16 protein-coding genes and 1 riboswitch are annotated in these 22395 nt (G+C 61.7%); of the genes, 6 read left to right on the top strand and 10 right to left on the bottom strand.

The window, feature by feature from the left end:
• Positions 1–124: 124 nt before the first annotated feature.
• Positions 125–329, bottom strand: a riboswitch (cobalamin riboswitch).
• A 287-nt stretch (positions 330–616) separates the two neighbouring features.
• From MIC97_RS17940 to MIC97_RS17930, 3 genes are all read right to left on the bottom strand, one after another.
• Positions 617–4291, bottom strand: coding sequence for a TonB-dependent receptor (locus MIC97_RS17940; RefSeq protein ID WP_239801358.1), 3675 nt, complete (start codon positions 4289–4291; stop codon positions 617–619).
• A gap of 144 nt (positions 4292–4435) precedes the next feature.
• Positions 4436–5449 (bottom strand): FecR family protein, encoded by a 1014-nt coding sequence (locus tag MIC97_RS17935; RefSeq protein ID WP_239801357.1) that lies wholly within the window; start codon positions 5447–5449, stop codon positions 4436–4438.
• Between the two features lie 131 nt (positions 5450–5580).
• Positions 5581–6096, bottom strand: a complete 516-nt coding sequence (locus MIC97_RS17930; protein WP_239801356.1) for a sigma-70 family RNA polymerase sigma factor — start codon at positions 6094–6096, stop codon at positions 5581–5583.
• 678 nt (positions 6097–6774) lie between these two features.
• On the opposite strand from MIC97_RS17930, the gene MIC97_RS17925 reads away from it, so the two are divergent.
• Complete coding sequence (locus MIC97_RS17925; RefSeq protein WP_345773565.1) at positions 6775–7761, top strand: diaminopimelate dehydrogenase; 987 nt, start codon at positions 6775–6777, stop codon at positions 7759–7761.
• A gap of 133 nt (positions 7762–7894) precedes the next feature.
• Here the strand turns inward: MIC97_RS17925 and MIC97_RS17920 are convergent, their stop codons facing one another.
• The 4 genes from MIC97_RS17920 to MIC97_RS17905 all read right to left on the bottom strand — a co-directional run bounded on the left by MIC97_RS17920 (position 7895) and on the right by MIC97_RS17905 (position 13469).
• Entirely contained in the window at positions 7895–9007 is a 1113-nt protein-coding gene (locus MIC97_RS17920) for an ABC transporter permease (RefSeq protein WP_239801354.1), read from the bottom strand.
• 3 nt (positions 9008–9010) lie between these two features.
• Positions 9011–11788: a ribosome-associated ATPase/putative transporter RbbA gene (gene rbbA / locus MIC97_RS17915; RefSeq protein ID WP_239801474.1), complete on the bottom strand. Its 2778-nt coding sequence runs from the start codon at positions 11786–11788 to the stop codon at positions 9011–9013.
• 2 nt (positions 11789–11790) lie between these two features.
• Positions 11791–12858: an HlyD family efflux transporter periplasmic adaptor subunit gene (locus MIC97_RS17910; RefSeq protein WP_239801353.1), complete on the bottom strand. Its 1068-nt coding sequence runs from the start codon at positions 12856–12858 to the stop codon at positions 11791–11793.
• A 287-nt stretch (positions 12859–13145) separates the two neighbouring features.
• Positions 13146–13469 carry a hypothetical protein gene (locus MIC97_RS17905; protein WP_239801352.1) on the bottom strand — a complete coding sequence of 108 codons (324 nt, stop codon included), beginning with the start codon at positions 13467–13469 and terminating at the stop codon, positions 13146–13148.
• Positions 13470–13565: 96 nt separating this feature from the next.
• Between MIC97_RS17905 and MIC97_RS17900 the strand changes: the two genes are divergently transcribed.
• The 4 genes from MIC97_RS17900 to MIC97_RS17885 are packed head-to-tail and all read left to right on the top strand — an operon-like array spanning position 13566 to position 18666.
• Complete coding sequence (locus MIC97_RS17900) at positions 13566–14342, top strand: TetR/AcrR family transcriptional regulator (protein WP_239801351.1); 777 nt, start codon at positions 13566–13568, stop codon at positions 14340–14342.
• A complete protein-coding gene (locus MIC97_RS17895; RefSeq protein ID WP_239801350.1) occupies positions 14326–16077 on the top strand; it encodes an alpha/beta fold hydrolase in 1752 nt (583 codons plus the stop codon). Before MIC97_RS17900 ends, MIC97_RS17895 begins: the two co-directional genes overlap by 17 nt.
• 7 nt (positions 16078–16084) lie before the next feature.
• Positions 16085–17491 (top strand): bifunctional enoyl-CoA hydratase/phosphate acetyltransferase, encoded by a 1407-nt coding sequence (locus tag MIC97_RS17890; RefSeq protein ID WP_239801349.1) that lies wholly within the window; start codon positions 16085–16087, stop codon positions 17489–17491.
• Positions 17488–18666, top strand: a complete 1179-nt coding sequence (locus MIC97_RS17885) for an acetate/propionate family kinase (protein WP_239801348.1) — start codon at positions 17488–17490, stop codon at positions 18664–18666. Before MIC97_RS17890 ends, MIC97_RS17885 begins: the two co-directional genes overlap by 4 nt.
• Before the next feature lie 84 nt (positions 18667–18750).
• Here MIC97_RS17885 and MIC97_RS17880 read toward each other — a convergent pair whose 3' ends face one another.
• Both MIC97_RS17880 and MIC97_RS17875 read right to left on the bottom strand, forming a co-directional pair.
• Entirely contained in the window at positions 18751–19248 is a 498-nt protein-coding gene (locus MIC97_RS17880; RefSeq protein ID WP_239801473.1) for a DUF3016 domain-containing protein, read from the bottom strand.
• On the bottom strand, positions 19203–20162 hold the full coding sequence (locus MIC97_RS17875) for an IS481 family transposase (RefSeq protein ID WP_239801347.1): 960 nt from the start codon (positions 20160–20162) through the stop codon (positions 19203–19205). Before MIC97_RS17875 ends, MIC97_RS17880 begins: the two co-directional genes overlap by 46 nt.
• 386 nt (positions 20163–20548) lie before the next feature.
• Here MIC97_RS17875 and MIC97_RS17870 point away from each other — a divergent pair, with 386 nt between their 5' ends.
• Complete coding sequence (locus tag MIC97_RS17870; RefSeq protein ID WP_239801346.1) at positions 20549–21349, top strand: energy transducer TonB; 801 nt, start codon at positions 20549–20551, stop codon at positions 21347–21349.
• Positions 21350–21417: 68 nt separating this feature from the next.
• Here the strand turns inward: MIC97_RS17870 and MIC97_RS17865 are convergent, their stop codons facing one another.
• Positions 21418–22275 (bottom strand): 3-hydroxyacyl-CoA dehydrogenase, encoded by an 858-nt coding sequence (locus MIC97_RS17865; RefSeq protein ID WP_239801345.1) that lies wholly within the window; start codon positions 22273–22275, stop codon positions 21418–21420.
• Positions 22276–22395 lie beyond the last annotated feature (120 nt).

Raw genomic sequence — 22395 nt, 5'->3', positions numbered from 1 at the left:
CAGGGACCGAAGGCTTCGGGTCGGGACGGCAATGGAAAGCCGCGCACCCCGAAGGATACGCAATAGAGCCCGTACAGGCAGGGACGGCTTCATCGACAACCTCTCCCGGGCACCCCGCCCGGCACATTCAGTTCCAGTTGTCGGCAGGTCTCCTGACTGACGGGTCACCATCCTTTCCCCACCTTCCCGGGCCCGGGGCCCAGTGGCATTTCGGGGAGAGGACTCTACCGCCTACAGTTGCGGGGGCAGTTTCGTTTCACAGGCCTTTTTGAAGCCTGCGGCGAATTCCCTCTTCGTTCCTTTCGGAAACCGACACCTGCTCGTATCGCATGTACGTCAGGCTTTTCAAGCTATTCGTCGCGCCTTCCCCAGAGCCTTTCACGGCCCCTCTCGGGGTAAAATCACAGCTTGCAAGCCCGATCCTGCCTTGACCGATGATGGTGCTGAAAGAGCTGCCGGATGCAGTTGTGGCAGGGAACGAGGCTCTGATGCTCGCCGGCCTGTGCGAGCGCCCTGCCCATCTTGCCGTGGGTGGCACGTCCGGCACGGAGACGCCCGATCTGGGCGCCTCCCGCTGCGGTGAAGCCTTCAGGTGTTGTCTCGTGATCTGCTGGTCTCAGAACCGGTAGTTCAGACCGACCTTGATCATGTGGAAATCGAGAGCGTTCGAGGCATTGCGGCCGTTCACGGTGCTCGAACTGCCCGGATGGTTGGTCGTCGTCGTCTCATAGATGGGCTTTTCATAGGGTGTGCAGAAGCTCGGATCCATGTCGCACAACCACGCCATGCTGGGGTCCTGCGAAGGGTCGACCGTTTCATAGCCGACGACGGTGGTCGTCGAGGTCGTATAATCCTTGCCTGTGCCCGCGCGGGCATTTCTGAACCTGAAATCCTTCTTGCCGAAGCGGCTGTAGGTATAGTCGGCCTTGATCGACCAGTTGTCGTTCAGCGCATATTCGAGGCCGCCACCAATGGTGAAGCCGGCGCGGGTGGCAGCGGCCTTCTCGACGGAGAAAACGGCCGTTTGCGTACCGTTGGGGAGGGTTTCATCGGCCTGGTCGGAAATGTACTGGTCGCGCCATTGTGTTTCGCGCGCGAGCGCCAGTCCACCCGTGGCATAGGCCATGAAGCGATTGCTGAAAGCGTAGCCGATCTTCGGGCGCAGGCTGGCCATCCAGTCGACGTCGTAGCTCGTATAAGCATCGGCATGGCCCTTGGCCGCCAGCACGGGATCGGTGGACAGAACCTTCTTCGATCCGGTGATGTTGTATGTCTTGCTCCAGTCTCCCTCAAGACCGAGCACCACGCCATTGTCGAGCTGCCAGTTGTAGCCGGCCTGTACGCCGAACATGGCGCCGTTGAGCTTGAGATCCGCCGATTCCCGGGCAGAGATGGTGCTGTCGGAACCGTCGAGCGTCGTCGTGGAGCCCCATGTGCGGCCGAAGGCGCCGCCGGCATGCATGCCGGCATAGAGCCCGCTCCAGTCGATGGCCGCAGCTTCGCCACCGCGCGCCGCGCCGTGGCCGCCCGCCAACCCGGCGAGCGGATTGCTGAACGGCTGGAAACTCTGCTCGCCACCGAAGGATCCCGTCAGGCTCGCATAGAAAGTCCGACCCGGTCCCGGCTGCGTGACAAGACCGAGCGGATCGACATAGAAGCGGTCGAACAGGTTCTCCACGCGTACCGCAGCGGTCAGGTCCTCGGTGATCTTGTATTCGGCGAAGACATCGACAAGCGTATAAGGCTTCCAGTCGACAAGGGAGATGAACTCGCTGGCGCCCTGCGCGGTCACGTCGCCATGGCCGATGGCGCGGGGGCCGACATGGGAAATGCGCCCGCCAACCGTAAGCTGATCTTCGAGCAGCTTCTGCGACAGCGTCAGGTCGACGGTGTATTCGGGCTGCACATGGTTGGTGGCATAGTCGCCGTAGAGCGACTTGTTCTCGCAGGTGTCGGCCGTGCGGCAATATTCGACGTTGAGAAAATAGTTGGCCGAGAGGTCGGCGGTGAAGCCGCCGATCTCGTAGCGGCCGGAAAGCTCGATGCCGGAGAACTTCGCCCGGTCGATGTTCTCGATGTTCAGGGTCAGCGGCCCCGAGCCGTTGCGGACCGACCGTGCGATATAGTCCTTCACATCCCAGTTGAAGTAACCGAGCTTGAGCATGCCGCGGTCTTCGCTGGTCAGCAGACCGTCACGGGTCAGGTTGGTGCCGACTTCCCAGTTGCTGGAACGCTCCGGCTTCACATTGGCGTTGGCGACCACGCTGTTGAAGGCCGAGACGGATTCGATGACGCTGGGTGCGCGCATGGTGTTGGAATAGTTCACGTAGAACTGCGAACCGTCGAAGGGCTCCAGCGTGACGCCGACCGACGGGCTGAACCCGCCATCATTGGTGCGGAAGCCCAGAACCCTGCTCTCGATGTCCTCGCGCTCATAGGGATCGTAACGATCCTTCGACCAGAAATGCGAATAGCGAAGCCCGGCGTTCAGCGTTGCCCAGTCGACCGGCTTCCATGCCGCCTTCGCATAGATCGCGGCTTCATGGCGAATGGCGTCACGCGCGGTGTTCCACGCTTCCAGCGCCGCCGTGTGGCGGCTGCCGCGCGTATCCTCGCCGCGATAGGACAGGCCGTAGCTGAGATCGACATCGCCATAGCCGGTCGAGAATTTCGACAGGTTGGAGAGGTCGGCACCCCACATGTCGGAATCGGAGCCGACCCGGAACCCGGCAGGCAAGCCGATCTGTTCAGGCGTTACGCCGCGACCGCCGCGGATCGGATTGCGCAGTTCCAGATGCGTCCAGTAGAGATTGCCCTTCAGGTCGAAAAGCTCGTTATCTTCCGGGTTCCAGCGATAGCGCGCGGTTACGGTGTCGAGGCTGGTGCCCGACGTCTGCGCCTGCTGCTCGGACTGTCCGTGCTTGCCGATCAGCCGCGAGGCGAGCCGGTCGCCGGCTTCGCTGCGATAGCCGGTATAGCCGAGCTGGAGGGTGTGATCCTCGGCGAAGCGCGCAGTCAGCTTGGCCAGCCAGGATTCCGTCTCAAGCTGGGTGTTCAGCACCTCCTCGCCGGCGCGATAGTTCACGACCCCGTCGTTTTCATAGTAATTTTCCCAGTAGGTCGTGCCGTTGGGATTGCAGACGCCGTTGGGACACCATTGCTGCCGGCCCTTGTTGACCGGATTGGCGGAAGGCCCGTGCTTGCCTGCGTGATAGTTGCCCTGCTTGCGGCGCGCATAGCCGGCAAGGAAATCGAAATCCTCGCCCTTGTAGGCGCCGATAACGCTGCCGGCGCCGCGTGTCGGCGAAAGCAGGGAAGGCTTGTCCATCCCGGTTTCCGAGGCTTTCGGAACTTCGCCGGCAGGGTCCCACGGTGCAAAGGGCCACTGATAGCCTGCCTTGTCACCGGCATGGGGCCTCGACGTGTTGGTGCCGATCTCGCCCTTGACCCTGACGCCCCAGGTGTTGCCCGGCTTGACGATATCGTCGGCATTCACGGTGCGCATGGCGACCGAGCCGGCATTGCCCCATGAGGCGGTATCCGCACCCTTGGTGACGTCGATGCCGGCGATAAAGTCTGGATCGACATAGGTGCGGTTGGAGACGCCCTGATAGCCCTGATAGACGGTGACGGCATTTTCGGCGCCGTCGATGGTCGTCGTCACGCGGCCCATGCCCTGCATGCCGCGAATGTTGACGTCGACGGCGCCGGCGCCGTTGCGCGCCTCGCCCGACATGACACCCGCCGTGCCGCGGAACATGTCCGCCGGACTGGAGCCGCGAAAGCGCTCGATGTTCTCGCCCTCGATATGGCTGGTCGCGGCCGCCGTCTCATAGGGGCTGTAGGGCGAGCCTTCGGCATTGCCCTTGACGTCGATGGTGGCAAGAACCATCGAGCCATCGGAGGGCTGCGGCTCGAAAGCCTCTGAAACACGATCCACAAGCGTTGCGGTCGCCGGTCCGGTAAGGCTCACCCGGATGCCGGTTCCTGCAAGCATGGTCTGCAATGCCTGCGCGGGCGACATCGCGCCCGAGACTGCCACCGAGGTCTTGCCGCGCACGATTTCTGACGTGTAGCCGACCTGCCAGCCGGAAGCGCGGCTGAACGCGCTGAGCGCCCCGGAAAGCGGCTGGGCGGGAATGGAAAACCGCACCGTCTGCGCCGCGGTGGCTGAGGTCGACTGGGCGAAGGAAGCGCCCTGCAGCAGGATCAGCGAGGATACCAGAACGGTGCTTGCCAGCAGGAGCCGGACCGGCGCTTTGCCCATGGCTGCCGTTTTGGCGCGAGCCATTGCTGCGTGCGGTGCCGGACCAGTGCGATGCCCCATGAGGAGAGTTCCTTGCGTCAGAGTAGATGCGGCGATTTTTCCCTGCGGAAGAGCGCCTCGAACATCTGACGAACGAGCTGGTCCGATCTCACAAAAAAACTTGAGTAATCAGCGAAGAATTATGATTCCGCCGGGCAAACGCGTGACTTTCGCTCCGGCCGCTTCCGCCAGAGAACGGATGACGCCTTCAGGGTCGTCCAGCCTGTAATTGCCGCTGACCCTGATGTGGCCAAGGCCGCCGTCGACGGTTATCACGCGGCCGGTGTAATAGCGGCCGAGATCGGCCAGCACATCTGCGAGCGGCTTTTCCTGAAAGATGATCCAGCCGGTGCGCCAGGCCAGCTCGCTTTCCGTGTCGACCCCGGCGACAGGAGAAAGACCTGCCGGCGATACCTCCACCATCTGGCCGGGCGACAGGCTGGCATGGTGTGCCTCATGCGCGCGTTGGGCAACCTCGACACGCCCGCGCTCAAGGATGACCTTGTCTTCACCGCCGGTGCGTACCGAAAAGGCGGTGCCTTTCACTTCGACGTCGCCGAAAGCACCCGCAACCCTGAACGGTCGGGCCGGATCGGAAACGACATCGAAGAAGGCTTCCCCACGCAGCAAAGTGACGGATCGCTTCTGTCCCTCGAAATCGAGCGCCACCGCCGAAGCGGTGTTGAGCAGAATGCGCGACCCATCCGGCAACACGAAGGCGCTTTGCTCGCCGGTAGCTGTCAGATGGTCCGCGTTCCAGCGCAGCATCATCTCGGGATAATACCGGATACCGGCCGCGATCATGACCACGGCCGCGAGGGCAGCGATCCGTATCGTCCAGCTGCCGGAGCGGTGCACCGGCACCCGGGCCAGCGGCGTCCTTTGTTCCCGCCTTGCATCAAGCCGGCTGGCATGGCGGGCGCTGGCGATATCCAGTTCGGGAAGCTCCCACATGTTCTGAAGCTTTGCGAAAGCTGCTGCGTGGCGCGGATCGCTGTCCAGCCAGTCTTCAAGTCGGGCCTGCACGCCAAGGTCGTCCGGCGCTTCCTGAAGGCGCACAAACCAGTCAAGCGCCGCATCCGTAACCGGATCGGGATGCTGCAAGGTCTGGTCTGGCTGCGGGCCATCGGCCCTGTCACTCACCACGCGGTCCACCTGCCTTGTTGCAGAATCGCAAGCTCATACAGATGAGACGAATGACCGGCTGCAATCTCACAAAAAACCTCCGGGCTTCCGCTCAGGCTGCGCGATAAAATGTTCTCTTAATATCGGATTCAACCGCGGTCGAGACGATCGAGCGCCTGCTGGCAATGGGCCAGCGCCAGCTTCACATCGTTGAAAACTGTGCTGTGGGAAATGCCGAGGTGGGCGGCGATCTTCGGGTAGGGCCATTTTTCGACCCGGCTGAGCCGCCAGACCTGCTGCGCGCGGGCGGGCAGTTGCGAAAGGGCATCCTCAAATGCCCTCAGCCGCTCGCGATGGATGACCACCGCTTCCTGCGTAGGCTGATCGGCGGCGATGTTGGCGATCTCGGCCTCTGTCGCGCCGAAATGCTCGACACCGCCGCGCATCCGGCTGCGGCGTTGATGATCAAGCGCCAGATTGCGGGCCGTCTGATAGAGAAACGCCTCGATGTGCTCCACTGGTCCAGACACCATGGCCTGACTGGCCCGGACATAGGTTTCCTGCGTCAGATCTTCGGCGATCTGCGGATCGCGCACGATCCGCATCAGGCTCCACATCAGGGAGCGGCGGTTGTTGAGAAACGCTGCCGTCAGACCACTCGCCACGGCTGCCCACTCCGATCGGAAAACTGCGCAATGTGGAGCCCCACCATCGGAGCGATTTGCCACTCTGGCTTCATCAGTGCTTCGACACGCATATTCATCCTGCCGTCGTTCCCGCGAGGCGCAGCGCGGCAGAACTCTCTAATCAGATCGCTGAAACCTCTTCAATGGTGTTGAATTGCGCCGGAATCGGCACAATTTCGGCTCTTCGGCGAAAAACATGTGTAAAATTATCATGTTTTCTGCGGGGTGCGGCGCATATGCATGCCGCTCCCTGCCCCGGATGATGTTATGTGATGATTGTTGGCGGGCGGATGAATATCGGCAACTGTCACATCACGGCAACAGTAGCGGCTCGCCACCTCCGCAATCGGCGATACCATGCTTTTTCCCGAGCACCGAATGGGAGAAGCGCAGGCTGTAGCTACGGCTGGTTCGCTGCCGCTGCTGACATGCAGAAATATCAGCAGCGGCAGCACCGCTCATAATCATTAGCCGGTCAATCAAATGGCAATTGTGCCGACGGTAGTGGAACGCCGGAGAGACTGTAGTCGCGGGCGATGCCGGAACGGCGCCCTGCGCTTCTTGAAATGTTTCTCCGATTCGGTATTGCCTTGCCTTTCTTCGCTTCCTCGCTGTTTCAGAGGAATCATCTCCCCATCAGGAATGACGATCATGAGCATGCCCCAACCCATCCGTGTTGCCATCGCCGGCCATGGTAATCTCGGAAGAGGCGTTGAAGCGGCGATGCCGCACAACCCCGACATGAACCTTGTGGGCATCTTCACGCGGCGCGCACCTGAACAGCTCAGCCCGAAGTGCCCGGCAACGCCCGTATTCTCCATGGCGGAAATATCGGGCCATGCCGATCACATTGACGTGCTGATCCTGTGCGGCGGATCCAAAGAGGATCTGCCGCAACAAGGGCCTGAACTGGCTGCCCTTTTCAACACCGTCGACAGCTTCGACACGCATGCGCGTATCCCGGAATACTTCGCCGCTGTGGATGCATCGGCACGGTCTGGCGGCAGAACTGCGCTGATTTCCGCCGGATGGGATCCGGGAATGTTCTCCATCAACCGCATTGTCGGCGAAGCCCTGTTGCCCGATGGCGACACCTACACGTTCTGGGGTGACGGCCTGAGCCAGGGGCATTCCGATGCGGTGCGCCGCATTCCCGGTGTGGCCGGCGCGGTGCAGTATACGCGTCCGGTTCCGGCCGCGGTTGAACAGGCCCGAAGCGGCGCGAGGCGGATTCTGACCACGCGGGAAAAACATCATCGCGAATGTTTCGTGGTGCTGGAGGAGGGCGCGGATGCGGCTCAGGTGCGCGATACGATCATCAAGATGCCGCACTATTTTTCCGACTATGACACAACGGTGAATTTCATCAGCGCGGCGGAACTGGCCAGGGATCATTCGGCGATGTCGCATGGCGGCTTCGTGATCCGCAGCGGCAACACAGCGGCCGGCACAACGCAAACGATAGAATACAGCCTGAAACTGGAGAGCAATCCAGAATTCACGGCCAGTGTTCTGGTGGCTTATGCGCGTGCCGTGCATCGCCTTCACCAGATAGGGCAATATGGTGCCAAGACGGTGTTCGATGTGGCTCCGGGCCTGCTTTCACCCAAAAGCGCCGAACAACTGCGCGCCGAACAGCTGTAGGATATGATCCGCAGCTACGAAATCGGGGACCGCGCAGCAGGCTGACAGCGACATGAAATCCGCCTGCCCCTTGCGGGGCAGGCTACGATCTGCCAGCGGCATATTTTCCCGGCTATCCGCCCGGACCGGTAAATCAGCGCAGATAGTTTCGGAAGCGTCGCAGCGAGAGCATGAAAAGCACCGAGCCGATCACGAACAGCGCCAGTATCTGAGGCCAGACCACATCCAGACCCGCACCGCGGAAAAGCACGCCCTGCGCCAGAATGACGAAATGTGTGTTGGGAGCGGCCAGCATGATGTCCTGAACGATCTGCGGCATGCTCTCGCGCGGCGTAAGGCCGCCCGAGAGCACCTGCAAGGGGAGCAGGATGAGCATCAGCAGCAGGCCGAACTGCGGCATCGAGCCTGCCATGGTGGCAAGGAAAATGCCCATCGAGGTCGTGGCGAAGAGATGAACGGCGGCTCCGAACAGAAACAGCGCCACCGAACCCTGAATGGGCACATGCAGCAGCCCCTGCACCACGAAGACGATGGAGGCGGCTGAGGCGACCAGCACCACCAGCCCCATCGACAGCACCTTGCTGATCATGATTTCGGCTGGCGTCACAGGCATGACCAGAAGGTGCTCGATGGTGCCATGTTCGCGCTCGCGGATAAGCGCGGCGCCGGTGAGCACGATGGAGAGCATGGTGATGGAGAACACCACGTTCGACAGCGCACCGAACCAGCCCTTGTTGAGTTGCGGATTGAAACGCATGCGCATTGCCAGATCGACGGGAAGCTCCGTAGCGCCGCGATGGCGGGCGAGGAACTCGTTTACCTCGCTGGAGACGATTGCCTGCACATAGGTGCCACCGGTGAAGGCCTGGCTGACGCGGGTGGCGTCGATGTTGAGCTGGATCGAAGGCGATCGGCCGGCCAGCAGGTCGCGCTGAAAATTCGGTGGAATGTCGAGCGCGAAGGTATCACTTCCGGCGTCCATGCGCGCGTCCATCTCGGACTGGTCGATCAGCTTCGGCACCACGAAATAGGGAGGATAGAACGCCGTGGTGATGCGCGAGGACACCGGCGACTGGTCTTCGTCGACGATGGCGATAGCGGCGCGGTTAAGCGATTCCGGCATCGCCGTCACGGCCGTGTAGATCGCTATGGTGAAGGCATAGACGATCAGGAACAACAGCATCTTGTCGCGGCCGAGGCCACGCAGTTCTTTCACGCCCAGATTGTAGATGTTGGCAACACGCATGGATCAGGACGCCTGTTTTTTCAGGAGCACGATGCCGAGGATGAAGAGCACCGGCACGGCAATCAGCAGCGGGATGAATTGCGGGGCGAGGTCGGCGAATTCCAGCGCCTTCGAGAAGGCGCCGCGCGAGATGTTGACGAAATAGGTCGTCGGGTAAATGTTGCCGATAACGGCACCGAAACCCTGCAATGACGAGACCGGGTCAATGAGGCCGGAATACTGCACAGCCGGAATGAGCGTGAGCAGTGCGGTGGCGAAGATCGCCGCGATCTGGCTTTCAATGAAGGTGGAGACCACCAGCCCCATGCCGGTCGTGAAGATCACATAAAGCAGGGCCGCCGCCGTGTAGGCCGCGAAGCTGCCGGTGAACGGCACGCCGAATATGTAGACGGCGAAGAAGGACAGCATCACGAAGTTCAGCATGGCCAGCGCCACATAGGGCAGTTGCTTGCCAAGCAGGAACTCCGTGCGGGTCACCGGCGTAACATAGAAGTTGACGATGGAGCCCAGCTCCTTTTCACGCACCACGCTCAGCACCGCCAGCATGGCCGGTATCATCAGAAGCAGGATTGGAATGATCGCGGGAACGATCGCCACAAGGCTCTGAACGTCAGGATTGTAGCGGTAACGCACCTCAAGCTGGAATTTCCCGATGGTGGCTGCATCGCCATAAATCTCGCGCGCCTTCTGGATGAGCCATGTTTGGTGAACACCCTGAACATAACCGCGCACCGTTTCGGCGCGCATCGGCATGGCGCCATCCACCCAGGCGCCGATCTGCACATTGGTGCCGCGCGAAACATCCCGGCCGAAACCGGGCGGGATTTCGATGGCGAGACTGAGCTTGCCGCTGGCCATGCGCCGGTCGAGATCGGCATAATCCCTGATCGGCTCCTTCTCGATGAAGTAGCGTGAGCCGGCGAGCTGAAGTGCGTAGTCGCGGCTAATGGTGGTGTCATCGCGGTCGAGCACCGCGAAGGACAGGTCCTCCACATCCATGCTGATGCCGAAGCTGACGACGAACATCAGAAGCACCGATCCGATGATCGCAAGGCTGGCGCGAATCGGGTCGCGGCGCAGTTCCAGCGCCTCGCGCTGGGTATAGGCGAACATGCGGCGGAAACTGAAAAAACGCTGATCGGAAGTTTTCCCGGATTCAGGTTCCGGCTCAACGGGCGTGATTTCCGCGGCCTGCGGCTGGCCGGCATCGCCGATTGCCTCTTCCAGATAGGCGACGAAGGCTTCCTCAAGCGTTTCCGCGCCCTTACGCTTGATGATACCGTCCGGCGTGTCGGAGACCAGAACCTTGCCGGCATGCATGAGCGAAATGCGGTCACAGAGCGCCGCCTCGTTCATGAAATGGGTCGAGACGAAAATGGTGACGCCATCCTTGCGCGACAGTTCGGCAAGGGTTTCCCAGAACGCGTCACGCGCCACCGGATCGACACCGGATGTCGGCTCGTCGAGGATCAGGATTTCGGGTGAGTGGATCAGCGCCACGGCCAGCGACAGGCGCTGGCGAATGCCGAGGGGCAGCGCTTCGGGCAGCGCTTCCATAACGGCGCTGAGATCGAAACGGCGCACCATTTCCTCGATGCGGCCGGGAATGGTTTCAGGCGCCATGGCGAACAGGCGCGCATGAAGCTCAAGATTCTGGCGGACGGTAAGCTCGGAATAGAGCGAGAAAGCCTGGCTCATATAGCCGACGCGCCGGCGTATCTCCATGTCGCGCGTGTCGACTTCCTTGCCGAACAGCATGGCGGTGCCTTCACTGGCCGGCAACAGACCGGTCAGCACCTTCATGGTGGTGCTCTTGCCGCAGCCATTGGAGCCGAGGAAACCAAAAATCTCGCCGCGCGGGATCTCGAAGCTCACATTGTCGACGGCCGTAAAGTTGCCGAAGCGAACGGTGACGTTCTTCGCGCCGATGGCAATGTCGCTGGCGGCATCGGCCGGCCGTGGCGCGATCACGACCTGCTTGTGGCCTCTGCGCTTTTCTTCCGGCAGCAGCGCCACGAAAGCCGCATCCAGATTGTCGGTGCCGGTCCTTGCCAGCAGTTCCGCCGGTGTGCCGGTGGCGAGGATCTTGCCGTCGTCCATGGCGACCAGCCAGTCGAAGCGCTCGGCCTCTTCCATGTAGGCGGTGGCAACGATGACGCTCATGCCTTCGCGCTCGCCGCGAATATCGTCGATCAGCTCCCAGAACTGTCCGCGCGACAGCGGATCGACGCCCGTGGTCGGTTCGTCGAGAATGAGGAGGTCAGGGTCATGGATCAGCGAACAGCACAGGCTGGTTTTCTGCTTCATGCCGCCGGAAAGCTTGCCGGCCGGCCGCGTCGCGAAAGGCGACATGCCGGTGCGTGCCAGAAGCGTGTCGATGCGGTGCTGGCGCTCTTCCTTCGAGTGGCCGAACAGGCGGCCGAAGAAGTCGATGTTCTCGAACACCGACAAGGTCGGGTAGAGATTGCGGCCGAGGCCCTGCGGCATGTAGGCGATGCTGGAATAGGCCTCGCGCCGGTGCCGCCGGTCGGCGATATCGCCGCCCAGCACCTCGACCTGTCCCTCCTGAACCACGCGGGCACCCGCGATCAGCGACAGCAGGCTCGATTTGCCCACGCCGTCGGGACCGATCAGGCCGACCATGCACCCGGCCGGAATCTGGATGTTGATCCCGTCCAGTGCCCGTGTCTCGCCATAGCTCAGGCCGACATTCTGCAACCGCGCGACGAATTTGCCATCTGGCTTTTCGTCTGACGGCGCCACGGCTTCGGCAGCATCCATGGTCACGGCTTGACGACCTCGCGCAGCTGTGCCGGCCATTCGGTCTCAGGGTCCAGCTTGACATAGGCGACACCCGGCAGCCCGGTTTTCACATACTGGATATATTCGCGCAGAAGTTCAGGCGAAATCTGTGCCTTGACGCGGAACATCAGCTTCTGGCGCTCTTCTTCCGTTTCCACAGTCTTCGGCGTGAACTGGGCGACGTCGGCGACGAAACTCACCTTGGCGGGGATGACATACTGCGGAACCGCATCCAGCACGATGCGCACTTCGGTGCCCATGGCCACGCGCCCGGCCTGTGCCGTCGGCAGGAAGAAGGTCATGTAGACATCGCCGACATTGACCAGATTGAGCACGCGGCCGCCGCTGGCGATAACTTCTCCGGGCTGCGCCACGCGATACTGGACGCGGCCATCGCGCGGCGAGCGCAGGACCGCATCATTGATGTCGGCGGTAATGCTCTCGATCGCTGCCCTGGCTGCATCCACGGCAGCCTCCGCATCGACGACCTGCGCCTGCGCGGCACTGATGCCGGCCTCCGTTGCCGCAAGCTGGGCACGGGCCGCGTTGACGGCTGCTGCGGCCTCCAGCGCAGCTGCGCGGTCATTGTCCAGAAGCTGCTGCGAAAGGTTTCCGCTGCGGGCAAGCTGCTCGGAGCGCACCAGTTTCTTGTCGATGACATCCTGCTGCGCCTCGCGCTGAGCGACCACGGCCTGCGCGGCAGCGTTCTCGGCATTGCGCTGCTTGACCAGTGCGCTCGCCGTTTCGATGCCGATCGAAGCCCGCTTGAGCTGGGCTTCGAGCTGGCGCCGCTGCGCTTCCATCTGCTCGGTATCCATGCGGGCCAGAACCTGTCCGGCCTCCACGAACATGCCTTCGTCGGCAAGAATTTCCTTGATGCGGCCCGGCGTGCGGGCGGAGATGTCTATCTCCACAGCCTCTATGCGCCCGTTGCCCGCGACAATGCCGTCAGGCAGTCCGGAACCATCGTAGAACCGCCAGAAATAGTAGCCTCCGGCAACCACTGCGGCGACCACTATGGCCACAATCCAGTTCTTGGCAGATTTCATGATGCTGTAACCTCTGCATTTGCCGCGGCGATGAGCCCGCACTCGAAAGAGGGCGCGAACGGAGAAACCCGCGCCGGACCGGATCGGATATATTTCACTTGATCCCCTCGCTGCCTGATCCGCCGCGAACCGGCGGTCATGATACTTAAATTCGGTGTCCCTCGGAGTGAAACGGATGTTTCGATTTACTTCGAGTCGTCAGGTTGCGGATAACGGTATCTTCATACCCGGAGAGTGCAACCTGTTGTTTGCTCTTTCCTTACCTGAATGTTTAACGTGCCCCCGGATCAGCCGACCTGCCGTGAAGCGGCAATGAGCGCGACATTCCTGTCGAACACCTGCCGCCCTTCAGCGGCGACGCTGCTGACGACCTTCTGCACGAATTCCCTGCTGCTCGTAACCGCATCGGACGGCCGCTCGGCTTCCGAAAGCTTTTTCAGATAATCGGCCTGATACTGGAGCTGTTTGGCTGTGGTGCTCAGCACGCCGCCCCAGACGCCGACGCCGAACCGCACCTGTGCGGCTGTGGCCACGGCAAGCCAGTCGGGTCGAAACAGGGATGGGAAGCGGGCGTAATGCGTCTGCGCTTCAGTCGGTTTCCCCTCGGCCATGATCGTCCACTCCTCGCAATGATGAGAACCTTCGAGCCCAGGATTCACCGAAGCGGATGAATCGTCATTGATCTATGTCAACAATGTTGACCTCCATTGCCGGTAGAAGCAAGCTGTATTGCGAAGCATGAGGCCACGAAAAATTCCAAGATGACCGTTCCCCAGACAGCGCCAGTCAAAACATCAGCCGCCAACTCTGGCGGAAACACCCGCGAGCGTATTCTCAGGGCTGCCATGGCGCGTTTCGCAACCCAGTCTTACAGCACCACCTCGCTGCGCGATCTGGCTTCCGATGTCGGTGTGGACGTGGCCTATGTCCACCGCTGCTTCGGTTCCAAGGAAAATCTGTTCCGGGCGTCCATCCGTGCGGCGATGCGGCCGGACTGGATGTTTTCCGGCAACATTCAGGAACTCGCCGCCACCCTTGCACGGCAGACGCTGGGCGACGAGCCGCAGAATGAAGTCCGCATGCTGGACATTGTTTTCCGATCCTTCTCCAGCCCTGATGCCTCGCAGGTGCTGCGCGAGGTGCTGATGGAAGATTTCATCGGCCCTCTGATTGCCGCTCATCCGCATGTGTCGAAACGCCAGGCCGCCCTGGTGGCCGCCTTCTTTGCCGGTGTCAGCATTCTGCACGACGTCATCGGCAGCGAACCGCTTCTCGACGGTGATGACGGCGAGACCGAACGTCTCTTCGTGCTGGCACTCGGTCAGCTGCTGGGCCACGGCCCATGTGCCACCCCTTCTTCTCCTGCTTTGTGGAAAGGTGAATCCAGTGAGTGCTCAAACATCTCCGCGGAACAAGGCGCCTGCCAGGAGCCAGACGCAGCTTCGAAAGACCAGCAAAAATGCCGTTATGCCGCGGGCGATTGACGAGAGCGTCTCGTCCGAAGCCTACCGTGCCATCGACCAGATGCGCGAGGCGCTGAGCGCGCATCTCACCGGGGGGCTGTCGCCGGCCTCGCTCGCTCTGGCGCTCATCGACTGGAGCATCCATCTTGCCGCCGCGCCCGGCAAGCGGCTTGAACTCGTTGATAAGGCCGTCCGCAAATCTGCCCGGCTTTCCACCTATCTGGCAGCCGCCGCCGTCGATCCCGAAACGCCGCCCTGCATAGAGCCGCTGCCGGGAGATTATCGTTTCAAGGCGCAAGGCTGGTCGCAGCAACCGTTCTCATCCTTCGCCCAGTCTTTCCTGCTGGCGCAGCAGTGGTGGCACAATGCTACGCATGAGGTTCCGGGCGTGACCCCGCATCACGAGGATGTGGTGTCGTTCATGGCGCGCCAGATGCTCGACGTCTTCTCCCCGTCGAACAACCCGCTGACAAATCCCGAGGTGCTGGCAAGAACGCTGGAGGCGGGTGGAACCAATTTCGTTCAGGGCATGCAGAACTGGATGGAAGATGCCGCGCGCGCCGTATCGGGCCGGCCGCCGGTCGGGACGGAGAATTTCACGCCGGGAGAGGAAGTCGCCGCCACGCCGGGCAAGGTGGTCTATCGCAACCATCTGATCGAACTGATCCAGTATGAACCCGCGACGGACAAGGTTCTGGCCGAGCCGGTGCTGATCGTGCCTGCGTGGATCATGAAATACTATATTCTCGACCTGTCCCCCCACAATTCGCTGGTTCGCTATCTGGTGGAGAAGGGCCACACGGTTTTCTGCATCTCCTGGCGCAATCCAACCGCCGATGACCGCAACCTGACCATGGACGACTACCGCAAGCTCGGTGTCATGGCCGCGCTCGATGCCATCAATGCGATCGTGCCGGACCGGAAGGTCCATGCCACAGGATATTGCCTCGGCGGCACGCTGCTTTCGATCGCAGCCGCTGCGATGGCGCAGCGCAATGATGATCGCCTTGCCTCGCTGACCCTGTTTGCCGCGCAGACCGACTTCGCGGAGCCCGGCGAGCTTGCGCTGTTCATCGACCACAGCCAGCTGCATTTCCTTGAAAGCATGATGTGGAACCGTGGCTATCTGTCTTCCGACCAGATGGCCGGAGCGTTCCAGCTTCTGCGTTCAAACGACCTGATCTGGTCGCGCATTGTGCGCGATTACATGCTGGGCGAACGCACGACCATGAACGACCTCATGGCGTGGAACGCGGACCCCACGCGCATGCCCTACAAGATGCATGCCGAATATCTGAAGCGGCTTTATCTCGACAACGAACTGGCCACGGCGCGCTTCATGGTGGAGGGGCGCCCCGCCGCGATGCAGAACGTGCGCGTTCCGATGTTCGTCGTCGGCACCGAGCGGGACCATGTTGCTCCATGGCAATCCGTCTACAAGATCCACCAGCTGACCGATGGCGATCTCGTCTTCGTGCTGACCAGCGGCGGCCACAATGCCGGCATCGTCAGCGAGCCCGGCCACAAGGGTCGCCGCTACCGCATTGCCGAGCGGCGCCAGCATGATCCCTATCTCGATCCGCAGGAATGGGTCGAGGCAGCTTCGGCGAAAGACGGTTCGTGGTGGCTCGAATGGTCGGACTGGCTGCTTGAGCGCTCGACGAAAGAGAGGGTCGCTCCGCCTTCAACCGGCGCACCCGACAAGGGCTATGCGCCTCTTGAAGACGCCCCCGGCACCTATGTGTTTCAGCGATAGGATGATCATGCAGACCCAGCTTCTGACCAACCGCACCTTCGACCAGTTACAGATCGGCGACAGCGCCTCCATCGTGCGGGTTGTCGGCCGTGACGACATCGAGCTGTTTGCGACGGTTTCAGGCGATGTAAACCCTGCCCATCTCGATGCTGCCTTCGCTTCCACCGATCTCTTCGGCCACATCGTTGCCCATGGCATGTGGACCGGCGCGCTGGTATCGGCCGTGCTCGGCACCAGGCTGCCCGGCCCGGGCACCATATATCTTGGACAGGAGTTCCATTTCCTGAAGCCGGTCGCTCCCGGCGATACGGTCACCGCCACGGTGAAGGTCACGGAGAAGCGAGCCGACAAGAACATTGTTCTGCTTGATACCATCTGCACCAATCAGAAAGGCGAGGACGTCCTGTCCGGGATCGCAACAGTGATTGCTCCCTCCCGTTCGGTGGAATGGCAGGCGACACGGCTTCCCGATGTGTCACTGAGGCGGCACGACCGCTACGAAGCTTTCGTGCGTGAAGCCAGAAGCCTTCCCACGGTGCGTGCGGCAATCGTGCATCCCTGTTCCACGGCCGCCATTCTGGGTGCCGTGGAGGTGCGCGACGAAGGGCTTTTCGAGCCCCTGCTGATCGGCCCGGAGGAAAAGATCAGGGCGGCGGCGGAAGCTGCCGGCGTCGATCTTGCCGGAATTGCCATCGAAGCTGTGGAGCACAGCCATGCCGCTGCCGCGCGCGCTGTCGAACTGGCGGTGGCGGGCAAGGTTTCCGTGCTGGTCAAGGGCAGCCTGCATTCCGACGAATTGCTGGGTGCCGTGGTGGCGAAGGATTCCGGCCTGCGCACCGAGCGGCGTATCAGCCATGCCTATGGCATGGACGTGCCCGCCTATTCCAAGCCGATCATCATCACCGATGCCGCCATCAACATCCAGCCGACGCTGGAGCAGAAGCGCGACATCTGCCAGAACGCGATCGACCTTCTGCGGATACTCGGCGTCGAAACGCCGCGCGTCGCGGTTCTCGCCGCCGTGGAGACGGTGAACCCTAAGATGCAGGTCACGCTCGATGCGGCCGCTCTTACGGTGATGGCCACACGTGGCCAGATCACCGGCGGCAAGGTCGATGGTCCTCTGGCCTTCGACAATGCGGTAAGCATGGATGCGGCGAAGATGAAGGGCATCGTCTCCGATGTGGCCGGCCAGGCCGACATACTGCTCACACCCGATCTGGAATCGGGCAACATGCTTGCCAAGCAGCTTATCCACTTTGCCGGCGCGACGGCGGCCGGACTGGTGCTTGGCGCGCGCGTGCCGATCGTTCTGACCAGCCGTTCCGATCCGCTCAGCGCGCGGATCGCCTCGGCGGCTCTTGCAAAGCTGGTTGCGGCCAGAAAATCTCTCGCGGGGAAGCTGCCGGCATGAACCAGAAAATGCTTGTAACCTTCAATGCCGGTTCCTCGACGGTGAAGATCGGCCTGTTTGCGCTCGATCAGGACAAAGCCCGGCGTATCGGCAAGGGCATGATCGACTTTCGTCAGACGCCACTTCGTTTCCAGCTCTCGGAGGGGCCGGATCGGTTCGACGTCGAGCTGAAAGCTCAGCCCGGCGAGGAGCTTGATGCCGTCCTAGGCGAGGCCTTCGAGCGCCTGTCGTGGCACTATGATCTCGATGATGTCGCAGCCATCGGCCATCGCGTGGTGCATGGCGGCGACCTGTTCGACGGGCCGGTCGCTATCGATGACGAGAGCCTTGCACAGATCGGGAAACTGGTCGAGCTGGCCCCCTTGCACCAGCCGCAGGCATTGAGGCTGATCGACGCCATTGCGCGCCTGCGGCCGGGCATCCGGCAGACCGCTTCGTTCGACACGGCCTTCCATGGCACAAATGCGGATGTCGTGCGGCGTTTCGCCCTGCCGCGCGCGCTGCATGATGATGGCATCAAGCGCTACGGTTTCCATGGCCTGTCCTACAAGTTCATTGCCGGTGAACTGGCGCGCCGCGATGCCGTGGCTGCCGCCGGCAAGGTGGTGGCAGCCCATCTGGGTTCGGGCGCCAGCCTGTGCGGCATGGAAAACGGCGCCAGCCTCGACACCAGCATGGGCTTTTCCACGCTCGACGGCATACCCATGGCGACGCGCTGCGGTGCGCTGGACGCAGGCGTTCTGCTGCATCTCCTGGGCGCGGGCGGGCGCAGGCTGGAGGATGTCGAGGATCTTCTCTACAACCGTTCCGGTCTGCTCGGCCTTTCCGGCATCAGCGCCGACAGCCGCGTTCTGCTCGAAAGCGACCGGCCTGAGGCCCGCGAAGCCATCGAGGTATTCACCTTCCGCATCGCCGGCGAGATGGCGAGACTTGCCGCCACGCTTGGCGGGCTGGACGCCATCGTCTTCACCGCCGGCGTTGGCGAGCATCAGCCAGCCGTGCGCGCCGATGTGTGCGAAAGGCTGCAATGGCTTGGCGTCGCGGTCGACCCGGAGGCCAACAAGGCCAATGCCCCGGTGATCAGCAGCGCCGGGAGCCGCGTGTCTGTTTTCGTCATTCCCACGGATGAGGAACAGGTGATCGCCGACGAAGCCCTGTCGGTCGTTAACGGGTAGCACGGGTGCATTTTTCGAAAGCTGGCCCGGAAACAGGAGCGGCTTTCGGATGCTGAAGGCGCCCGGCCTCTTCCGCTGCGGATTTCAGCCGCGCGGCGGTTTCAGTTCGACGAAGCGCTTGCGGAACCAGTCCCGCAGCATGTCCTTTTCATAGGCAAAGCGTTCCGTGGAATTGCGTGCGGAGGCGCGCCACATATAGCTGAGGTCGCTGACGGTTTCCTCGCCGCTGGCGATGATCTTGCCGTTCTGACGAAGCGTGTAACGGATCACGAAGCGCGGCGGCGTTGTGTCCCTCAAAATGCGGACGTCGTTGAATGTCGGCTGCCACCGCTCGTAGCGCCCGGCCAGCCGTGCATCGAGCACCGCAATTTCCAGCTTCTCGCCCGCGGTGAGATAGCGTTTGTCCAGGCGCTCGAAATGGCGGGTCAGCTCCCTGATCACGCCTTCCCGCTTCGACGCATTGCGGAAATCTTCGTCCCGATATTTTTCCGGTTTGACGAATGTGACATTGACCGCCGCCGCTGCACTTGCAGTGCCTAGCTGTTCAGTCCCGGCATCTGGTGGATCGGATTGAGGATGAATCGATCCGGGTCTGATGTCCAGATCTTGCAGATGTATTCGTAGGGCGTGAGACCGCCGAGGGTCTTGAGCCTTCGTGCGAAGTTGTAGGCCGCCATGAAGTCGGCGAGGTGTGTATGCAACTGCTCGTGGCTGTCGTAATGGAAGCGCTTGACGGTGGCCTCCTTGATCGTGCGGTTCATCCGTTCGACTTGGCCATTGGTCCATGGATGGTTGGGTTTGGTCAGCCTGTGCTCGATCCCGTTGGCCTCGCAGATCATGTCAAAGCGCATCGGCCGGGAGTAGATGGTATTCCGGTTCCGAGGCTGCTCTGCGAACTGAATACCGTTGTCGGTGAGAATGGTATGGACCTGGTAGGGCACGGCTTCGAGCATATGCTGAAGGAATTCCCAGGCGGTCTTCCTGTCGGCCTTGTCGACGAGTTGGGTCACGGCGAACTTGCTCGTGCGGTCGATACCGACAAACAAATATAGTTTGCCTTCAGCGGTCTGAACCTCGGCGATGTCGATATGGAAGAACCCTATGGGGTAGCGCTTGAACTTCGACCGCTTAGGTTTGTCGCCCTCCACATCCGGCAAGCGCGAGATGCCATGCCGTTGCAGGCACCGGTGCAGTGCGGATCGTGTCAGGTGCGGGATCGAGGGCTGCAGGGCGTAAAGACAATCATCTAATGGTAGAAGCGTATGGCGCCTGAACGCCACAACCATCGCCTCCTCGGCTTCGGTGAGGACGGTGGACCGCGGCTCTGACGGCCCCGTCTTCATATCCTCTACCGTCGCGCGCTTGCGCCATTTCGCAACGGTCTTGGGGTTGATACCCAACTCCCTGCTCAGTTGCGCGAGCGAAGCTTGCGATCGCTGTATTGCTGCTCGGACAGCGTGCGTGGTCGTGGCGCTGCCGTGACGAATTTGTCCCATAGGGCTTCCCTCCATTCCAGAGAAAGGATCGCACCATTAAACCGTGGGATCAAACACCTAGCAGCAGGGCAGCCAGCATGGCCGTGGCGATTCTGGAGGCGCGCATGACTTTTTCCTTACGAATGAATGTCGCTCACAACTGACAAATAAGCGCCTGACGAGCCTATTTCATCCCATATTCAAAAGAACGTCTACCGCTCACCAAAAAAATATGACACTAACAGTCATCTTTATGGCAGGGCGACGCTTTCGGATCGCCTCACCCTCCGAAGCGCCGGATCGTGTCGCGCTGACCATGAACAGTTTTGATGCCAACGGGGATGAATTCAGGGGTCCGGGGAAAAGCTGCCGTCCGGCTTCGTACGCAGAAGCCGGGTCGTTCCCGCATGCCGGAAGCAACCGCGTTTCCGCGTTGGCTTGCATTTCTGATCTCCGTGGTCGTGCACATTGGCGCGGGTACGGCCCTGATTGCCTTTTCCTTTTCGGCAGATCACCCGGTTCCTGAACCCGAGCCCATGGCGATCATGGTCGAATTCGTCGCGGATCCGACCGTCGACAATGAGGAACTGCAGGAAGCCCGCAAGGGCGATCCGGAAGCGGACGCGCCGGAAGAAGCCGTTCCGGAAGAAAGCGATGTGGAGGAGCTAGAGGAACCCGAACCGGAAGAAGCTGTCGTGCAGCCCGAGCCCCTGCCCGACAGCATTCCCGTGCCGGCGCAGCGCCCGAGCCCTGAAACGCGCAAGATCGAGGAAAGCGCGCCTGACAAATCGAAGGTCGCAAAGGCGAAGGGACTGGAAGACGATCCGCTGCCCGATATTCCGCAGGCGGACGAGCTGAAACTGGCCAATGATGCCGATGCCACCCTTGCCATGGAGGCTATGCGCGGGGTCAACCGCAATGTCCAGGCCGAGCAGAAATGGCTGGGGCGTCTTGCCGCTCATCTCGAACGGCGCAAACGCTATCCGAAGGCGGCGCTGTCACGCCGGCAGGAGGGGCTGGTACAGGTTCGCTTCGTCGTCGCGCCGGACGGAACGATCATGGCACCCGAGCTGGTCAGCCCGTCCGGCGTGCCAGAACTGGACGAGGAAGTGCTCGGTCTGCTGCGGCGGGCTTCGCCGGCTCCGAAGCCTCCGCCGGACGTCAACACTTTTGTCACGGTGCCGATCAGCTTCACGATAGAGCGCTGATCGGGCGTGATCGGAAACGGCCCTGCCGGGCGGGCAGGACGATCGCCCGGCAAAGTCGGTTTCGGGGTTCAGCCCTTATAGGTGTAAAAGCCCTCGCCGGTGGCGATGCCGAGCTTGCCCTTGTCGATGTAGTTTTCCTTCAGCCACGCGGCGAGCTTCTGATGATGCTCGTTTCCGTGCGACAGGATGTTGTAGGGCGTGGTGAGGCCGATGATGTCGTAGATCTGGAACGGCCCCATCGGGGCGCCGGTGGCGATGCGCCAGACCCTGTCCACATCGTGCGGTTCCGCATAGCCGCCGGCGGCGAGCTCGGCAGCAGCATTCAGGAGCGGGACCAGCAGGGAGTTGAGCACATAGCCCGCCTTCTCCTTGCGCACCGGGATCGGCACCATGCCGATCTCGCCCGCAAATTCGACAAGCGTGTCGAAGACGGCCGGATCGGTGTCGGCCGTGCCCATCACCTCCGCGGTGTTGAACTTCCAGATGCTGTTGGCGAAATGCAGGGCAAGAAAGCGGTCGGGACGACCAGTGGAATCCTTCATGGCACTGGGCAGGAGGGTGGAGGAGTTGGTGGCGAAGATGGTCTTTTGCGGAGCGAATTCGCCAAGCTTCGCATAGGTCTCCTGCTTGAGGCTGAGAACCTCGGGAATGGCCTCGATCACCAGATCCGCATCGGCGACGGCTTCAGCAAGGTCGGCGGACAGCGAAAGGCGCGACAGCGTGGCTTCGGCCTTGCCGCCGGCCGCACCCGGCACTTCCTTGGTGTAGGTCTCGACCAGCCCGGCGAAACGTTTGCGGGCCTTTTCAAGGGCGGCCTCATTTATGTCGTATGCGGTGACATCGAAGCCGCTATAGGCTGTCTGGAAAGCGATCTGCGCACCCAGAACGCCCGTGCCGAGCACCGTTACCTTGCGGATATCTGTCATTGCCGAACTCCTTGTCCTCAACAGGCAAGCTCTCCGGCAATCACGGGTGTCACCGGGGCGATCTTGCAGAAAGGCATTATGTTGCCTTCCTGCAAAGACGTAACCACTTTCTGGTGACAT

The sequence above is a fragment of the Aquamicrobium sp. NLF2-7 genome, from assembly GCF_022359935.1.
Taxonomy (GTDB): domain Bacteria; phylum Pseudomonadota; class Alphaproteobacteria; order Rhizobiales; family Rhizobiaceae; genus Mesorhizobium; species Mesorhizobium lusatiense.
Note: the sequence above shows the minus strand (reverse complement) of the source record. Positions and strands in the feature narration are given on the sequence as shown.

Bases quoted from the DNA above. Each gene is read 5' to 3' on its own strand.
- MIC97_RS17870 (WP_239801346.1), top strand. From the start codon at position 20,549: ATGCCGGAAGCAACCGCGTTTCCGCGTTGGCTTGCATTTCTGATCTCC.
- MIC97_RS17895 (WP_239801350.1), top strand. From the start codon at position 14,326: ATGCCGCGGGCGATTGACGAGAGCGTCTCGTCCGAAGCCTACCGTGCC.
- MIC97_RS17920 (WP_239801354.1), bottom strand. From the start codon at position 9,007: ATGCGTGTTGCCAACATCTACAATCTGGGCGTGAAAGAACTGCGTGGC.
- MIC97_RS17885 (WP_239801348.1), top strand. From the start codon at position 17,488: ATGAACCAGAAAATGCTTGTAACCTTCAATGCCGGTTCCTCGACGGTG.
- MIC97_RS17910 (WP_239801353.1), bottom strand. From the start codon at position 12,858: ATGAAATCTGCCAAGAACTGGATTGTGGCCATAGTGGTCGCCGCAGTG.
- MIC97_RS17925 (WP_345773565.1), top strand. From the start codon at position 6,775: ATGCCCCAACCCATCCGTGTTGCCATCGCCGGCCATGGTAATCTCGGA.
- MIC97_RS17875 (WP_239801347.1), bottom strand. From the start codon at position 20,162: ATGGGACAAATTCGTCACGGCAGCGCCACGACCACGCACGCTGTCCGA.
- MIC97_RS17905 (WP_239801352.1), bottom strand. From the start codon at position 13,469: ATGGCCGAGGGGAAACCGACTGAAGCGCAGACGCATTACGCCCGCTTC.
- rbbA (WP_239801474.1), bottom strand. From the start codon at position 11,788: ATGGATGCTGCCGAAGCCGTGGCGCCGTCAGACGAAAAGCCAGATGGC.
- MIC97_RS17940 (WP_239801358.1), bottom strand. From the start codon at position 4,291: ATGGCTCGCGCCAAAACGGCAGCCATGGGCAAAGCGCCGGTCCGGCTC.
- MIC97_RS17865 (WP_239801345.1), bottom strand. From the start codon at position 22,275: ATGACAGATATCCGCAAGGTAACGGTGCTCGGCACGGGCGTTCTGGGT.
- MIC97_RS17890 (WP_239801349.1), top strand. From the start codon at position 16,085: ATGCAGACCCAGCTTCTGACCAACCGCACCTTCGACCAGTTACAGATC.